This window comes from Xenorhabdus sp. TS4 (assembly GCF_014467265.1).
Taxonomy (GTDB): domain Bacteria; phylum Pseudomonadota; class Gammaproteobacteria; order Enterobacterales; family Enterobacteriaceae; genus Xenorhabdus; species Xenorhabdus ehlersii.
Genome location: NZ_NKHQ01000004.1, coordinates 19990 through 36979, shown reverse-complemented (window position 1 = coordinate 36979; position 16990 = coordinate 19990). Strand labels below are relative to the sequence as shown.

Here is a 16990-nt window from a genome sequence, read left to right as displayed (position 1 = left end):
TCATTTAAACTTAAACTGATCGATTAAACTTTAAGTTAACTGTTTAATGAAGAGCGCAAGCGTTTTGCCGCTTCAACCATGTTTGCCAACGCTTGTCTGGTTTCCGTCCAACCGCGAGTTTTCAAGCCACAGTCAGGGTTCACCCACAAACGCTCGACTGGAATACGATCAGCCGCTTTGCGTAGCAACGCCTCAATCCATTCAACACTAGGGACGTTTGGTGAGTGAATGTCATACACACCAGGCCCTATCTCATTCGGATATGCGAAATCTTCAAACGAATCCAGCAATTCCATATCCGAGCGTGAGGTTTCAATAGTGATCACATCCGCATCCAGTGCTGCAATTGACGGCATGATGTCATTGAACTCGCAATAACACATATGAGTGTGGATTTGGGTATCATCTTTCGCAATTGCTGCGCTCAATTTAAAAGCATCCACCGCCCATTCCAGATATTCCTGCCACTCTTCTCTGCGCAATGGCAAGCCTTCACGCAATGCAGGTTCATCAATCTGGATAATACCAATGCCTGCCTTCTGCAAATCATCAACTTCATCACGCAAAGCCAGTGCGATCTGTTTAGCGATGGTTTCACGGCTGATATCTTCCCTTGGGAATGACCAACAGAGAATGGTCACAGGCCCCGTCAACATGCCTTTGACTGGCTTATCAGTCAAAGATTGCGCGTATGTCGCCCAGTTTACCGTTATCGCCTCTGGACGGCTAATATCGCCAATGATTACCGGTGGTTTCACGCAACGGGAGCCATAACTCTGCACCCAACCATTTTGAGTAAAGACATAACCGTCAAAGTGTTCACCGAAATATTCCACCATGTCGTTACGTTCAGCTTCACCATGTACCAATACATCCAGCCCTAAACGCTCCTGCTCTTGGATCGCCTGTTTGATATGCTCACTGATATTGGCTCGGTAGTGCGTACTATCCACCCGACCCTTTTTGAAATCGAGACGCAGGCTACGAATTTCCGTTGTTTGCGGGAATGAACCTATGGTTGTTGTTGGCCACAGCGGTAAGTTATAACGTTGACGCTGGAGCTTAGCACGTTCAGGATATACCTGATTACGTTCACTATCCTGTGGCTTAATTGCCGCAATGCGCCCAGCAACCGCTGGATTATTCACCCTTGTGGAACTGCGACGAGCGCGAATTGGGGCACTATAAGCATCCAGCTCAGCCTGTTTATTGCTTTCTGGCGCATTCAATGCTTGTGATAACAAAGAAAGTTCCGCACATTTTTGCAATGCAAAGGCAAACCAGCTTTTCACTTCTTCATCCAACCCTGTTTCATCATTCAGATCAATGGGGCTATGAAGCAATGAACAGGAAGTGCCGATCCACACATTTCTCTTACCAACCAATGGTGCAACAAGCTGATATTTCTCACTCAAATCAGCTCGCCAAACATTGCGGCCATTAATTACTCCCAATGAAAGCAACCAATCTTCCGGCAGAGAGTTATCCAAATTCTCAAGAGAATCCCTTCCTACAACCAAATCAACATGCAATCCTTGCACTGGCAGCGATTTAATTATCTCCAGATTGTGACCGATGCTATCGAAATAGGTCGTCAGCAACAATTTCACCTGTCCCTCAAGTGCTTGATAAGCCGTTGAGAATGCCGCCAGCCATTCTTCTGGTAATTCCAGTACCAGAGCCGGTTCATCAATCTGTACCCATTCAATGCCACGTTTTGCCAGTTCTGCCAGAACTTGCTGGTATACCGGCAGGATATCTTTTAATAGAGACAAGCGATCAAAAACTTTGCCTTTCACCTTACCGAGCCATAAATAGGTCACAGGTCCCAAAAGAACAGGTTTTACGTTGTGCCCCTGTGCCAAAGCTTCATCAACTTCGTCCAATAATTGGGTCCAACCCAACTTAAATTCCTGCCCTTCCTGAAATTCAGGCACAATATAGTGATAATTTGTGTTGAACCATTTCGTCATTTCCGAAGCAGCCGCAGGTGTACCTGTTGGTGCCCGACCACGAGCGATACGGAACAGGGTATCCAGATCAATATTGCCATCTTCATTTTGATGACGCGGTGGAACATTGCCCAGTAACAGGCTTGTAGTCAATACTTGGTCATACCAGGCAAAATCACCAACGGGGACTAAATCAACGCCCGCTTCTTTTTGTTGTTGCCAGTGATGTGCACGCAATTCTCGGCCTGTCTCCAGCAATTCCTGTTGAGAAATTTTGCCTGCCCAATAGTTTTCTTGCGCCTTTTTTAGTTCTCTTTTCAATCCGATACGTGGAAAACCTAATGTATGATTCAAAACTGTCATGTCGTCACCCGTAAATTTTTAGCCGTCTAGATGTTTACACTTCTATAATCAACAGGTAGTGTATAAACCACAAGCGCAAATTATTCATTATCATCTTGAAGGTTTTTCATGATCGAACTAAAACACTTAAAAACACTACAAGCACTGAACCATTGTGGCTCACTCGCAGCAGCAGCAAATTATTTGCATCAGACACAATCTGCCCTTTCTCATCAGTTCAGTGAATTAGAACATCGGCTGGGATTTAAGTTATTCATTCGTAAAAGCCAACCCTTGAAGTTAACGCCTCAAGGAGAAGTGTTATTAAAGTTGGCAGAGCAAGTCTTACCTTTGGTGACAGCTTCCTTACGTCAATGCCATGAGCCGGAAGAGACAAACTTACGCATTGCCATTGAGTGCCATAGCTGTATTCAATGGCTGACACCAGCACTTAAGCGTTTTCGTGAAAGTTGGCCGCAGGTTAATGTGGACTTTAAATCTGGCGTGACATTTGATCCTCAACCTGCACTGCAAAAACGCGAGCTGGATATTGTCCTGACATCTGACATTATTGCAGACAGTAATCTGCACTATACGCCGCTGTTTGATTATGAAGTGAAGTTGGTGATCGCGCCGGATCATCCACTGGCAAATAAACGCGATATCCGTCCACAAGATCTCGCCGCTGAAACTTTGCTGATTTATCCGGTCCAACGCCAACGGATGGATATCTGGCGACGTTTTCTCCAGCCTGCGGATATTACCCCAACATTAAAAACTGTCGACAATACGCTATTGCTGATCCAGATGGTTGCCGCCCGATTGGGTATTGCCGCGTTACCACACTGGGCGGTGGAAACATTCGAAAGACAAGGGTTAATTGTAACCCAAACATTGGGAGAGGGATTATGGAGCAGATTGTACGCTGCCAACCGAGAAGGGGAGCAGCACCAACCCGCTATTGATACCTTTATTCGTTCTGCGCGCCAGCACGCGGTGGACAATTTGCCGTTTGTGAAACGGGTTTCAGTATCCAACGGCGATGCACCCAAAGTGACGCAACAATCAGGCTGCCTCCAATGGTAAAGCTCAGCCAATTAGGATGCTGCTGCCAAATTGCAAAATTGACCAATAACCCCGCCGGAACCAACATATTATTCATAATTGCCAGTGTTCCGGCATCCACTTGGGTGGCACCATAGTTCCACATAAAGTAGCCAATCCCCGACGCCCCAACACCCAGCCAAATCAAAACGCCCCACTGTAGCTGAGTTGTTGGCAATTTTTGTGAATCACCAAACATTAGCCAGCCGATGATGGCAACAACACAAGCGCCTAGGTAGAACCATGAAAATGCCACTCGTTGCGGGATCGGATGAATCTCCATCAAACGCTTATAACCGACCTGACCAATCGCAAAGAAAATATTTGCCAATTGCACTAACAGCAAGCCAATCCAGAAAGATTCACTCAATCGGTCATAGCGAATAATCGCTGCACCAACCACTGCCAATAAAGAACTCAAGGCATAACCCCAGCGTAATCGCTGGCGCCCCATCAGATCATAAACTAATGTGACATAGAGCGGCGTCATGATGGTAAACAGCAAAAATTCTGCCACAGTCAGGTAATGATAGGCATGAAATACAAACAAATACATCACACCAAGCTGACAGGCACCCACGGCCATATACAGTGAAATAACTTTCAGAGATAATCCACGCCAGCGCAAAAATGGTAAAAAAACCATTGCTGCCAACATTACCCTGACAAGAACTGAAAACCAGCTATCAACCTGACCAGCGAGATAAGCGCCAATCAGGCTAAATGAGGCGGCCCACAAAAATGTTGTGATCGTTAACAGCCACATAATTTATTGGTCTTTTACCTTTTATTGATCTTTCTCCACTAAAAGCGCTTCTAGCAAATCAAGATCATGCAGCAACGTTTGTAGTGTTTCATTACTAATTTTACGGGTTGCACGCAGGTGATATAACTCTCCTCGTTCAGCCCTTAATGCCGTCAAACGGAAGCGACGTTCCAAATCTTCAACCATCAGGTTATGCTCGATTTCATCCGTCCCCGCAGTACGGCGCCGTAAATAACCGGTAACGCGAGAAGCAATTTCACTAATAACTTCTGCATCCAGTTTTTCTTCAGTGCTGGCCGACAGACGCTCTTCCATCTTATTCATACTGACAATAGCAACTTCAGCCATTGCCGATTTTGCCATTCTGATTTCATTAAGATCTGCCAGCTTATCACCGACTTTCATACCACGCAGCAGCAAAGGCAAAGCGATAACCCCAACAAAAAGGGAGAACAAAATCACACCCGCAGAAATGAAAATCAACTGATAACGTGCGGGGAATGGATCACCATCTGGCAAAAACAATGGCACCGACAATGCACCTGCCAGCGTAATTGCCCCACGAACCCCCGCAAATGAAGCCAACCATAACTCACGGGTCGTATAAGAGGCAAAGTGAAGCGGTTTTTTCTTTATCAGCATTTTGCTGGTATTTTTCATCAGCCATAACCAACTGAATCGCAGTAATACCAGTGCAACGTAAATGATGCCAACAGCAGCGAACAGCATCCAGGTTTCAACATTTGGGTCAAGCTCAGCTTGAGCTACCGATGTTTCCCAAATGCCCGGCAATTGCAGCCCCAGCATGATAAACACCAGGCCATTAAAGACAAAAGCCAGCATTCCCCATACATTATCGGCACGCAGACGCATATCCAGTGGTGCATTGCGGATCACTCCTGCCTTACTGATAGTCATACCTGCAGCAACCGCAGCCAGAATCCCTGATACACCGATATGTTCAGCAATCATATAAGAAGCAAACGGTAACAGCATCATAAACATGATTTGAGTTGCAGGATCATCCCCACTCCAGCGACTCATCAATCTCAGTGATTTACTGTATAACCATGTGATAGCAATACCCGACAACAAACCACCAATCGCAACCTTGAAAAACTCCACCGTTGCGCCAGTGACAGTAAAGACCATCGTGCCCATGGCAATTGCCACGGCAAATTTCAGAGCCACCAGACCCGAAGCATCATTCATTAATGCTTCCCCTTCCAGCACGCTCATCATATTCTTAGGAATACGCCCTTTTCCAACAATTGATGACAATGCCACCGCATCTGTTGGGGATAATACCGCCGCCAGTGCAAAAGCAGCAATAAGTGGGATACTCGGTAATAACCAATAGATCAAATAACCAATGCCAATAACCGTCACTAATACCAATACTAAAACTAAAATGACGATTTCACGCCCATGCTGGAAAAACTCTCTAGTCGGTGTTTTCCAACCATCAACAAATAATAAAGGAGGGATAAGTAATACGAGGAATAGTTCAGGATCGAAAGTAACGTGTAAACCAAAATGAGGCCAAGCCAGCAACGCTCCCATTGCTATTTGCACTATCGGCAAGGGGATACGGAACGGAATCATTTTAGTAAGAACACCAGAAACTGACACCACCAAAATCAAGATCAAGATAGTAAAGAATATTTCCATGTTACCCTTACAAATTGCCAAAAATCCGTCAGTGGAAAGATTGTGACTGTTTTTTACTGTTAATAATAGCGCTAATAACCATAAATATTACAGTTATTAAATAAAATCAAAAAGCAATCACATTGTGAATCAATAAGCATTGATTCATTTTTCTATTTTATGCTTATCGGTTTGAGTGTGTGTTGAAAAATTAGCAGATTTTAGAATGTGCCTGGCAGTCACAATATGGCTAATAATGGAATAGAGGGATATAGAAGGGATGTGCAAACTCCAATTGTTTGCACATCCTATTTTAATTAGATGGCCCAATTGCCGGCATAAAATACCACTAATACAATGGCAAGTATAACCGTACCAATATTCAATTTACGCCATTCACCCGAAAAAATACGCCCAACAACCAGTGCACTGAAACCCAGCATAATGCCTGTGACGATATTACAAGTTAGCACAATAAATACAGCACACAGTAAACCTGACATTGCATCAACAAAATCATCAAAATTCAGCTTTCGCACATTACTCAGCATCAGTAATCCGACATACATCAAGGCAGGAGCCGTAGCATAGCCAGGAACTAAATACGACAGCGGAGACAGAAATAAAATCAACAGGAATAAAATACCGACAACGGAAGCCGTTAAACCCGTTTTACCACCAGCAGCGGTTCCTGCGGCAGACTCAATATAAACCGCTGCGGGGGAAGAACCAATAACCCCAGCAAAAATACTACTGACAGAATCTGCTGTCAGTGCCTTGCCGCCATTGATAATCTGGCCTCTCTTATCCAATAAATTTGCTTGTCCCGCCACAGCCCGGATCGTCCCCGTCGCATCAAATATCGCTGTCATTACCAACGCCAAAACACTGGGTAATACAATAGGCTGTAAGGCTCCCATAATATCCATACTGAACATCAGGGACAGGCCATCTTCCCCCAGTGTAGGAAATTTAAAGAATCCTTGATATTTAACGGCTGGATCAAAAATCAAGCCGATAATAGAAATTGCGATAATCATCAGCAAGATACCTCCCGGCACCTTCTTCCGTTCCAGACCGATAATTCCCGCCAGCCCCAATAACGTCATCACCACGGGAAATGACGTCAATGAACCAAAGGACACAGGCAAGCCAGCGTTTGGGTTCTTAACCACCAAACCAACGCCATTGGCTGCAATCAACAATAAAAACAACCCGATGCCAATACCTGTTCCATGTGCGATACCCATTGGCATATTACGCAAAATCCACGCTCGCACACCCGTTACTGAAATTAACGTAAACAAACATCCCATCAGAAAAACCGCACCGAGAGCCACGGGAATGCTTACCTGTTGCCCTAATACCAGGCTAAATGCGGTAAATGCAGTCAACGAGATCGCACAACCAATAGCCATTGGCAAATTAACCCACAACCCCATCAATAACGAACCGATACCGGTCACCAGACAAACAGAAATAAACACGGCGGTATGAGGAAATCCGGCTTGCCCAAGCATCCCTGGTACCACAATAACGGAATAGACCATTGCCAAAAATGTCGTTAAACCAGCGAGAACTTCCTGACGTACCGTCGATCCGCGTTCAGTAATCTTAAAATACCTATCGAGTTTGCATTGAGTTGGTGCCTGCATACCAGACATGTTTTTCCCCTGCTTCTGTTAAATATATCGCTTTAAAAAGCGCTCGTTCTATTTCTTCACCTCTTCAAACGAAAACGATTACGTCACAAGATAATAAAAATCAATGCCGTGTTCATTTGTTCAGCCATTCGTTTGCGCAATCGTTTGTCTCTTTGAGTAAAGAAACTGTGAGAAAATTTGAGGCGGACGATTATCCAGTGAATCAGGGATAAGAATCAAGCAATAATCATATCGAAGATGATAAAACTCATGCTCTGTATTCTGTATATTCACAGGGTAATTGGTTAACATTGATGCATATTTACTCAATAATGACGAAGATATGTATAATGTGCCTTAAACAGTTTTTGCACAACTTTCTGGTGGTACTACTGATTGAGGACAAGAATGTTTTGCCGTAGGAAATATTGCAATCGTCTATATTTTGTGCAAATCTGCGATGTCATTGATATAAACCATATCAACAATATCCATTATCTATCACCCAAGGCTTTCAAGTTACAATTCAGTGTCAAAGGAACAATTCCCCAGTCATATCGCATCATTGACAGGGTGAAAGCACACAACCAATAAAACAGTAACTCGAAAGCTAAAGGATATACGTCCGATGAAAAATTATCTAACTCCTGCACCATATCAACACATTTTTATGCGGCCTTTAGGCCTGACCTTGTGTAAAATCCCCTCAATTCGACTTTTGACTGGTTCATTAGGATTTCTGTAAGAATTAAGGAGATAAACCATGACAACTTATGCTCTGGTAGGTGATATCGGCGGTACAAATGCACGTCTGGCATTATGTGATGTAGATACCGGGCTATTGAGCGCGGTCGAATTCTATCCCTGCGCGCATTATGAATCGCTCGAAATTGTTATCCGCCAATATTTAAAACAGCAGAACTGTGAAGTCAAATATGGCTGTATCGCTATTGCCTGTCCGGTGACGGATGATGTGATCAGTATGACCAACCACAGTTGGCGTTTTTCTGTTAGCCAAATGAAAGCATCGCTGGGATGGGAACGTTTTGAGGTGATTAACGATTTTACTGCCGTTTCCCTCGCCATTCCGGTTCTGGGAGCAGATGATGTAATTCAGATTGGTGGAAAGCAACCTCAGGCTAAACGCCCTATTGCGGTTTACGGTGCAGGAACTGGGTTAGGAGTCGCGCATCTTGTTCATACAGGCAGCCAATGGATGAGCTTACCTGGTGAAGGTGGTCACGTAGAATTCGCGCCAGATAGTACGGAAGAAGATCATATGTTGAGCGTACTACGCGAAGAATATGGTCATGTCTCCGCCGAACGGGTCCTTTCCGGCCCTGGTTTGGTGAATATTTATCGTTCCCTGATAAAACTCAACGGTCAAATCGCCGAAGATCTTACCCCTCGCGATATTTCTGACCGTGCGCTGAATGGAAATTGTCCTATCTGCAAACAGGCGTTAGAACTTTTCTGTACCGCGTTAGGACGTTTTGGTGGGAATTTAGCGCTGAATATTGGTGCATTTGGCGGTGTTTACATTGCAGGTGGGATCGTCCCACGTTTCTTTGATTTCTTCCAAAAATCAGGTTTCCGACAAGGGTTTGAAAACAAAGGCAGATTTACAGACTATTTAAAAGATATTCCTGTGTATCTGATTACCCATGATAAACCGGGATTATTGGGTGCGGGATCTTATATTCGCCAATTGCTGGGCAAAGCAATTGGGTAAATAAATCCGAAATATTTATATTCGCTCATGCTAGTTGTTTGTTTGATTTTCTGGTAATAATTTTGAGCAATATTTAGCATGAGTATTTTATGAGTAAGGTTTTTCTGGTATTCGGAAACCTAGTTGACGGAACCGCATGAAGAGATAATATCCTCAGAAACATTATCCAAGATGAGTGAGCTGTTTAGTGGCTATTCCTTCCGAAGCAGATAAGGCGTTGTTGATCGTCCAGAAGCGATTAGCGGAATCGCTCGTAGCTGTCTACCTTCATGGTTCGGCTGTGGTTGGTGGCCTTCGCCCCCACAGCGACGTAGATTTGCTTGTGATCATTGACCAACCGATGACACCTGAGGTTCGGAAATGTCTTGCTGCCGATTTAATGATGATATCGGGCCGATATCCTTCTGATCCTGATGGACGTCGCCCTGTTGAACTGATTGTTTTATTGCGCGCCGATCTCGCCGCATCGCTTTACCCTGCCCGGAGTGAATTCATTTACGGCGAGTGGCTACGTCACGAATATGAGGTGGGAGAAATTCCCAAGCCGGTTTGTGATCCAGAACTTACCTTGGTGTTGGCTCAATCACGACAGGAAGCAATACCTCTGGTCGGCCCTAACGCAAGCAGTCTTCTACCAGCTGTTCCGAAATCAGACATTCACCGAGCTATTAAGGATATCCTGCCGAATTTAATTGAGACGCTACAGGGAGATGAACGCAATGTTCTGCTAACGCTGGCGCGTATGTGGCGGACATTAGTGACTGGAGAGTTTGTCCCTAAGGATATTGCTGCCGATTGGGCGGCTGCTCGTCTTCCAGCTATACAGGCCACAGTTTTAACCGATGCGCGGGAGACCTATTTGCGAGGGTATGAAGAAGATTGGCTAAATCGCCAGCAAGAACTCCAGCTCACAGTAAGTTTGCTGCACGATTGTGTACTAACGAATCTATGTGTATTGACTCAGACTTGATCTGACAATCACTGAAACAAAACGAACAATTGCCAGATCAAATTTAAACGACTACAGATTGCAAAATAACGACTAGCTCTGACCAGATATCAAGCCGCTTTTTCAGTCCACTCAGAATGGAATATCATCATCGAAATCCATTGGTGGTTCATTGCTCTGTGGCATAGGAGACTGCGCTGGACGAGATGGAGCACCGCCACTGAATTGCTGAGAAGCTTGCGGCTGCTGTGGTTGCCCCCAACCGCCTTGTGTTGGCGCATCCTGGGCTGCGCCACTGCGGCTGCCCAGCATCTGCATTACCCCACCGATAGGATTGACTACAATTTCCGTGGTGTAACGATCCTGACCGTTCTGATCCTGCCATTTGCGGGTCTGCAAAGAACCTTCAATATAAACTTGGGAACCTTTGCGCAGATACTCACCGGCGACTTCTGCCAATTTGCCGAAAAACACGACACGATGCCATTCAGTTTTTTCTCTCATCTCACCGGTTTGCTTATCACGCCAGCTCTCAGACGTTGCCAGAGTAATGTTGGTAACTGCACCGCCATTCGGCATATAGCGAACTTCTGGGTCCTGTCCCAAATTACCCACTAAAATAACTTTGTTTATGCCTCTGCTGGCCATTGGAAATACTCCTGATGAAATGAATTTTGCTAAAAACGGATTTCTCTAATTATAAGCAAAGTAGTTTACCATGCGAGGGATAAGTTTAAACAGAGAGCCGTTATATTATACTTTGCGAAGCGCATCGTACTTTACATTGTCATGATTACAACACGATTGCCTATTAAATACTGTATATCCGTTCAGCAATGTTTGTGCAATAATAACGCGTTTATGAGTTTTGCTCTATCAATAATCTGGGAAGTAGATATGGATAACATCGAAGTTCGGGGCGCCCGCACCCATAATCTTAAGAATATCAATTTAATAATTCCCCGTGACAAGCTGATAGTCATTACTGGGCTATCTGGCTCCGGTAAGTCATCTTTAGCTTTCGATACCCTGTATGCGGAAGGGCAACGTCGCTATGTTGAATCCCTCTCAGCCTATGCACGCCAATTTTTGTCGCTGATGGAAAAACCGGATGTCGATCATATTGAGGGGCTATCCCCAGCCATTTCCATTGAACAAAAGTCTACTTCCCATAACCCACGCTCTACGGTGGGAACGATAACTGAAATTCACGATTATCTCCGTCTGCTATTTGCACGAGTAGGTGAACCACGCTGTCCTGACCACAATATCACGCTGGCGGCGCAAACGATCAGCCAGATGGTAGATAACGTCTTGGCGCTGCCAGAAGGCCAACGTCTGATGTTACTGGCTCCCGTCGTCAACGAACGTAAGGGCGAACATACCAAACTGCTGGATAATCTCGCTGCACAAGGCTATATCCGCGCCCGTATTGATGGTGAAGTGTGTGACCTTTCCGATCCACCAAAACTCGAATTACAGAAAAAACACACTATCGAAGTCGTCATCGACCGTTTTAAAGTGCGTACTGACCTCACCCAGCGATTAGCGGAATCATTCGAAACTGCATTGGCGCTTTCCGGTGGTACTGCCGTCATTGCCAATATGGATGATACACAGGCCGAAGAACTGGTTTTCTCCGCCAATTTTGCCTGTCCAATCTGTGGCTATAGTATGAGCGAGTTGGAACCTCGTCTTTTTTCCTTCAACAATCCCGCTGGTGCTTGCCCTACTTGTGATGGATTAGGGGTTCAGCAATTTTTTGACCCGGAACGAGTTGTCCAGAATGAAGGTATCTCCCTTGCCGGAGGTGCGATCCGTGGTTGGGATCGCCGTAATTTCTATTACTTCCAGATGCTGAGATCACTGGCAGAACACTACAAATTCGATATCGAAACACCGTTTAATCAATTAACCCCAACCATTCAGAAAGTGGTTTTATACGGTTCAGGTAAAGAATCAATCGAATTTAAATATACCAATGATCGTGGTGATGTGACGGTTCGTCACCATCCGTTCGAAGGTGTGCTGCATAATATGGAACGCCGCTATAAAGAGACAGAATCCACCGCAGTACGGGAAGAGTTGGCAAAATATATCAGCAATCGATCTTGCATTTCCTGCGACGGAACACGATTGCGTAAGGAAGCACGTTATGTCTTTATCGAAGATACTACGCTGCCACAAATTTCGGATTTCAGCATCGGTCATGCGATGGCGTTTTTCCAAAATATAAAACTGAGTGGACAACGCGCCCAAATTGCCGAAAAAGTCCTGAAAGAGATCCGTGACCGCCTGAAATTCTTGGTTAATGTTGGATTAAATTACCTGACACTCTCCCGTTCGGCAGAAACTCTTTCAGGTGGGGAAGCCCAGCGTATCCGTTTGGCGAGCCAGATTGGTGCAGGTCTTGTCGGTGTGATGTATGTGCTGGATGAGCCTTCCATTGGCCTGCATCAAAGGGATAATGAGCGTTTGCTGGAAACATTGCTGCACCTGCGCAATTTGGGCAACACAGTTATCGTTGTCGAACATGACGAAGATGCTATCCGTGCGGCTGACCATATTATTGATATCGGGCCAGGAGCGGGCGTACATGGTGGCGAGATTGTTGCCGAAGGAACGATTACCGCTATCATGGAAAGCCCAAAATCGCTCACAGGAAAATTCCTCAGTGGTGAACGTAAAATTGCTATTCCAGAGCAGCGCGTGCCTGCTAATCCAGATAAAATGCTGAAATTGATTGGTGCAAAAGGCAATAACTTGAAAAAGGTGACATTAAATTTACCTGTTGGCCTGTTTACTTGCATCACAGGGGTTTCTGGTTCCGGCAAATCAACGTTGATCAATGATACGTTGTTCCCTATTGCACAGCGTCAGTTAAATGGAGCAACAAATATTAATCCGGCTCCTTATATCGATATCCAGGGTCTTGAGCACTTTGACAAAGTGATCGATATCGACCAAAGCCCGATTGGCAGAACCCCGCGCTCAAATCCTGCCACTTATACTGGTATATTTACGCCTGTCAGAGAGTTATTCTCTGGCGTTCCTGAGTCCCGTGCCCGTGGTTATACACCGGGGCGTTTCAGCTTCAACGTCAAGGGCGGACGTTGCGAAGCCTGTCAGGGCGATGGGGTCATTAAAGTTGAGATGCATTTCTTGCCTGATGTTTATGTGCCTTGCGATCAATGTAAGGGCAAGCGTTACAATCGCGAAACGCTGGAAATCAAATATAAGGGCAAGAATATTAATGAAGTGCTGAATATGACCATCGAAGAGGCTCGTGAGTTTTTTGATGCCGTTCCTGCTCTTTCCCGTAAGTTGCAAACTTTGATAGATGTCGGTCTTTCCTATATTCGTCTGGGGCAATCTGCAACGACACTTTCTGGCGGGGAAGCTCAACGGGTAAAACTGGCACGGGAATTATCTAAACGGGGTACAGGCCAGACACTGTATATCCTTGATGAGCCAACAACCGGCCTGCATTTCGCCGATATTCAGCAACTACTGTCCGTTCTGCACCAATTGCGGGATCAAGGAAATACTATTGTCGTCATCGAACATAATCTGGATGTAATTAAAACCGCTGACTGGATTGTCGACCTTGGCCCTGAAGGTGGTAACGGTGGCGGTGAAATATTGGTATCAGGAACTCCAGAAGAAGTCATTCAATGTGATAAATCTCACACTGCTCGTTTTTTGAAACCAATACTTGAACGAGATTAATTTATTAATTTTAAAACTAAATTATCTATAATTCTCCTCACACCGTGGGGAGTTTATTATTTATTCTCTAGCCAATTATTAATCAAATTCAATTTACTACGGGCAATAAAGCCTTTTCTTACAGTCAAATCAGGTGAAACAATCTTTCGTGAATTAGTATTGTATTGTTGATCTAATATTATTGATGCTCACATTGCCGGAGCATTAATGCCATAATAGCATTACATATGCTTTAAACTTATAATGGAGATTAAACATGTATATGTTTTTACCGTTCTTAATTGCGCTTGTTATCATCATCACCGTCATTACCGGTAAGAAAAAGCTGACGTATACCCTTTGGTTTGCTTTATTCATCATCACGGTATTTTGGTTTAAATATCATGCAACTGATGCATTGAACCTTTCTTTCTAATAGGGGATCGTAATGAATAATACAATGTCAGCACCGCGTAATATTAACCTTGCAATGGCCTTAAATATTCTGGGCCTGTTCGGTATTAGTGTGGTTTTGATAGTCGCATTTTATTATCAATTAGCACGCTTTGAACTTCCTTGCCCATTATGTTTATTGCAGCGAGCAGGCATTATCATGATTGGTTTTGGATTTTTGTTTAATATTTATTTCGGCATAAAAAATGCCCATTATAGCCTTTCACTGCTTGGCTGTATTGTGACTGGTTTCATTGCCATGCGTCAGGTTTCTCTCCATATCATGCCGGGAGATATGGGATATGGTTCAACTTTCTTCGGCCTGCATTTTTATACCTGGGCTGCAATTCTATCTATTCTGACTATTATTGCCATCGCAGCTCTCATGCCTCTGAAAGCAGGCAATGTTGATTCAGCAAGATACACACCACCAACATTAGGTAAAATTGTCATGGGATTGTTCGCATTTTTGATTGCAGCCAATCTGGTTTCCACCATACTAGAATGTGGTGGCGGGCAATGTGATGACAACCCAGCGTTCTATCAGTTATTGCAAAAGTGATCTTTATTTATATTGAACCATTAAAACAGAAGGCCGCATATATTCCAGCCGCCTTCTGTTTTTTTCAACTGAATGTTTTCAATCAGCTTCTTTTCACCAAAATCCCCAGCAACATATTCCGCAGTTATCGATTTAACATCTTCGAATCAACGAAATAGCAGACTTCATGCGCCTCTTCAGGTGTCGGAACCTCCAACTTACTAAGCATCCGATCCATCACTTTATCCGGTACAGCATATTGACGATTGCGATTCTGTTGCCGCCAGAGTTGATAGTCTTGTTCAATATAAACAAGCCTAACTCTGGCATCATAACTCACAAACAATTTGATCAGTTGCTGGCGCATCTGCCTTGTCAAATTTGTAGCATTCCAAACAAAATCTTGCCCACCACGTAACTTATTTCTGGCTTGCTGCTTTGCTTGCTGTACAACCCAACCATTGGCACTCTTATCTTCCGGGCTAATTTGGTGCTTGCGACGAATCATATCCAAGCTAATCACGGGCATGCCTTCACCATGCCGCTGGATAAAATGGTCTTTACCCATGCCCGGTAATCCACACAACAAAGTTACCTGACTGCCATAGTTATCATAAGGCTGATAATTGGGTTGTTCACTCTCCGTAGAAAAATAATGGAAACGAGCATCGCTGGAAGAAAATACCCGTGCCTCCCTCCAGCAGCCTTGTTCACGGCAGTAAAGTTCAAATAGTTCAATACGTCCCAACAATTCCTGTACATCATGGCATATGCGTCCCAATACATCCGCTTTTGCCAATAAGGCGAGTAAATAAGTATCGACACGTAATGATGCTGCCAATAATACCTTTTGTGGGTTAGGCTTTTCCATTAACCACAATGGTAAGCCATGAAAACGTACAAGCGCAGCTATCTGTTCCCGTATTGCAAATGGCGTTGGTATTTGCTGAAACAGAATTTGCCTGGTTGTTAACTCTCCCTTGCGCGCGTGTCCCGGAGAAATAATGCGCCCATCCCAATTTACCCGCGTCGTATTGCGTTTCTCTACATCGTGTAACAATGCTGCCGCCCAAAGAATTTCCTGTTCTTCTGGAACCAATAATGAATATTCAGGCAATTGCGCCAATGCAGTCAATACCATTTGAGTGTGGATCGCAACATCACCTTCGGCATGATGAATAGGATCTTGTTGAACCCCCTCCATATCAGTGATAAAAGAGAAAGCTGAAGATAAATAATCCCATGATTTATGGTGGCTGAATACCCAATTCATTCCCTTTCTCCTTTTTCACTATATCTATCTGAACCAGAAAGATGCTCGAAATATAAAGGTGCCCTTTGCCAATGCCGCTTCCAATGAATATTCGTCTTGACGTGATTTTTTCGTACATATTTAAAAACATGATGCGGAAAATCAGTCACCAAATACTCGCCTGCATCTCGGCTGACAATGCCTTCCATTGTGCATGGCTTCCCTGTTTGTGTATCCCACGAAGAAAAGCAACTCCCCTGCTTTGCCGTTTCAATAATATTTTGCATAAATGCCGATTTGTTCTGTATTTCAGGAAGATTGATTTCAGGCACAGTCGGAAAATCGAATAATGCAGCATAAAATTTAACGTCTTCCCAACTGAGCCAATAATCTTTAATACGCACAGCAAACACAAAGAAATATTCTTCAAGATGGCGATATTCAATGGAGTGAATGGCATAAAGATTTTCACCAAAGATCTCGATATCACCTAAATCATCTTTAAGCAACTGCCAACGCTGACGAATTTGTTGGGTCCATGCCGATTGTGTTGGTGCAGCATGTGAACGGGCAAATACACCATAGCGATTCAAACAATTATTCTCACCATCCAACTTTTCGGTATAAATAAGCTGCTTAATTTTTTTCATATCGTGCCACCAATGATGATTAATACGATCATCACTAGTCGTGCCTGGCGAGAACGGGTAATGGAACGTTCTACCATACTTTCTTGATTGCATATCCATAATGCGTTAACTCTTTTGATAATTATCCCAATAAAAACAATAGTGCTTTTACAGATTAATATTCATCTGAATAACTGATGAAAGAGTTCAAGAGTTGGTATTACATTTTATTTATTTCCATTCAGTTAACCTTTTCATGGGAAAAAGTT

At 44.1% G+C, this 16990-nt stretch carries 13 protein-coding genes; 6 read left to right on the top strand and 7 right to left on the bottom strand.

The genetic code is table 11. The features are described from left to right. Window positions 1–35 precede the first annotated feature (35 nt). Window positions 36–2315, bottom strand: a complete 2280-nt coding sequence (gene metE, locus Xets_RS03460; protein ID WP_187651151.1) for a 5-methyltetrahydropteroyltriglutamate--homocysteine S-methyltransferase — start codon at window positions 2313–2315, stop codon at window positions 36–38. A 108-nt stretch (window positions 2316–2423) separates the two neighbouring features. On the opposite strand from metE, the gene metR reads away from it, so the two are divergent. Beyond that, window positions 2424–3380, top strand: coding sequence for an HTH-type transcriptional regulator MetR (metR, locus tag Xets_RS03455; RefSeq protein ID WP_120211394.1), 957 nt, complete (start codon window positions 2424–2426; stop codon window positions 3378–3380). Here metR and Xets_RS03450 read toward each other — a convergent pair. The 3 genes from Xets_RS03450 to Xets_RS03440 all read right to left on the bottom strand — a co-directional run bounded on the left by Xets_RS03450 (window position 3265) and on the right by Xets_RS03440 (window position 7478). Continuing rightward, on the bottom strand, window positions 3265–4164 hold the full coding sequence (locus Xets_RS03450; protein WP_099131502.1) for a carboxylate/amino acid/amine transporter: 900 nt from the start codon (window positions 4162–4164) through the stop codon (window positions 3265–3267). The two genes, metR and Xets_RS03450, sit on opposite strands and share 116 nt — an antisense overlap. A gap of 21 nt (window positions 4165–4185) precedes the next feature. Further along, window positions 4186–5835 (bottom strand): Na+/H+ antiporter, encoded by a 1650-nt coding sequence (locus tag Xets_RS03445; protein ID WP_099131501.1) that lies wholly within the window; start codon window positions 5833–5835, stop codon window positions 4186–4188. Between the two features lie 296 nt (window positions 5836–6131). Continuing rightward, a complete protein-coding gene (locus Xets_RS03440; protein ID WP_187651150.1) occupies window positions 6132–7478 on the bottom strand; it encodes an NCS2 family permease in 1347 nt (448 codons plus the stop codon). A gap of 742 nt (window positions 7479–8220) precedes the next feature. Between Xets_RS03440 and glk the strand changes: the two genes are divergently transcribed. Together glk and Xets_RS03430 are read left to right on the top strand one after the other, a co-directional pair. Beyond that, window positions 8221–9189: a glucokinase gene (gene glk, locus Xets_RS03435; protein ID WP_099131499.1), complete on the top strand. Its 969-nt coding sequence runs from the start codon at window positions 8221–8223 to the stop codon at window positions 9187–9189. Window positions 9190–9376: 187 nt separating this feature from the next. Beyond that, the gene (locus tag Xets_RS03430) at window positions 9377–10159 is read left to right on the top strand and encodes an aminoglycoside adenylyltransferase family protein (RefSeq protein ID WP_208638618.1); all 783 of its coding nucleotides are present in this window, start codon (window positions 9377–9379) and stop codon (window positions 10157–10159) included. 111 nt (window positions 10160–10270) lie between these two features. Here Xets_RS03430 and Xets_RS03425 read toward each other — a convergent pair whose 3' ends face one another. Further along, complete coding sequence (locus tag Xets_RS03425) at window positions 10271–10786, bottom strand: single-stranded DNA-binding protein (protein WP_187651149.1); 516 nt, start codon at window positions 10784–10786, stop codon at window positions 10271–10273. Window positions 10787–11035: 249 nt separating this feature from the next. Between Xets_RS03425 and uvrA the strand changes: the two genes are divergently transcribed. From uvrA to Xets_RS03410, 3 genes are all read left to right on the top strand, one after another. Beyond that, entirely contained in the window at window positions 11036–13867 is a 2832-nt protein-coding gene (gene uvrA, locus Xets_RS03420) for an excinuclease ABC subunit UvrA (RefSeq protein ID WP_187651148.1), read from the top strand. 256 nt (window positions 13868–14123) lie between these two features. After that, window positions 14124–14282 (top strand): DUF5993 family protein, encoded by a 159-nt coding sequence (locus Xets_RS03415; protein ID WP_167450638.1) that lies wholly within the window; start codon window positions 14124–14126, stop codon window positions 14280–14282. 12 nt (window positions 14283–14294) lie between these two features. Further along, window positions 14295–14861: a disulfide bond formation protein B gene (locus tag Xets_RS03410; protein ID WP_099131495.1), complete on the top strand. Its 567-nt coding sequence runs from the start codon at window positions 14295–14297 to the stop codon at window positions 14859–14861. Window positions 14862–14985: 124 nt separating this feature from the next. On the opposite strand, the gene Xets_RS03405 is transcribed toward Xets_RS03410, so the two are convergent. Together Xets_RS03405 and Xets_RS03400 are read right to left on the bottom strand one after the other, a co-directional pair. Beyond that, on the bottom strand, window positions 14986–16113 hold the full coding sequence (locus tag Xets_RS03405; protein ID WP_099131494.1) for an AAA family ATPase: 1128 nt from the start codon (window positions 16111–16113) through the stop codon (window positions 14986–14988). Next, window positions 16110–16841: an RNA ligase family protein gene (locus Xets_RS03400; protein ID WP_187651147.1), complete on the bottom strand. Its 732-nt coding sequence runs from the start codon at window positions 16839–16841 to the stop codon at window positions 16110–16112. The genes Xets_RS03405 and Xets_RS03400 overlap by 4 nt, the downstream gene beginning before the upstream one ends. Window positions 16842–16990 lie beyond the last annotated feature (149 nt).

What these genes read in the sequence shown, in the direction of transcription:
- Xets_RS03450 (WP_099131502.1), bottom strand. Translation starts at nt 4,164, where the DNA reads ATGTGGCTGTTAACGATCACAACATTTTTGTGGGCCGCCTCATTTAGC.
- Xets_RS03415 (WP_167450638.1), top strand. Translation starts at nt 14,124, where the DNA reads ATGTATATGTTTTTACCGTTCTTAATTGCGCTTGTTATCATCATCACC.
- Xets_RS03445 (WP_099131501.1), bottom strand. Translation starts at nt 5,835, where the DNA reads ATGGAAATATTCTTTACTATCTTGATCTTGATTTTGGTGGTGTCAGTT.
- Xets_RS03400 (WP_187651147.1), bottom strand. Translation starts at nt 16,841, where the DNA reads ATGGATATGCAATCAAGAAAGTATGGTAGAACGTTCCATTACCCGTTC.
- glk (WP_099131499.1), top strand. Translation starts at nt 8,221, where the DNA reads ATGACAACTTATGCTCTGGTAGGTGATATCGGCGGTACAAATGCACGT.
- Xets_RS03405 (WP_099131494.1), bottom strand. Translation starts at nt 16,113, where the DNA reads ATGAATTGGGTATTCAGCCACCATAAATCATGGGATTATTTATCTTCA.
- metE (WP_187651151.1), bottom strand. Translation starts at nt 2,315, where the DNA reads ATGACAGTTTTGAATCATACATTAGGTTTTCCACGTATCGGATTGAAA.
- Xets_RS03425 (WP_187651149.1), bottom strand. Translation starts at nt 10,786, where the DNA reads ATGGCCAGCAGAGGCATAAACAAAGTTATTTTAGTGGGTAATTTGGGA.
- Xets_RS03410 (WP_099131495.1), top strand. Translation starts at nt 14,295, where the DNA reads ATGAATAATACAATGTCAGCACCGCGTAATATTAACCTTGCAATGGCC.
- metR (WP_120211394.1), top strand. Translation starts at nt 2,424, where the DNA reads ATGATCGAACTAAAACACTTAAAAACACTACAAGCACTGAACCATTGT.
- uvrA (WP_187651148.1), top strand. Translation starts at nt 11,036, where the DNA reads ATGGATAACATCGAAGTTCGGGGCGCCCGCACCCATAATCTTAAGAAT.
- Xets_RS03440 (WP_187651150.1), bottom strand. Translation starts at nt 7,478, where the DNA reads ATGTCTGGTATGCAGGCACCAACTCAATGCAAACTCGATAGGTATTTT.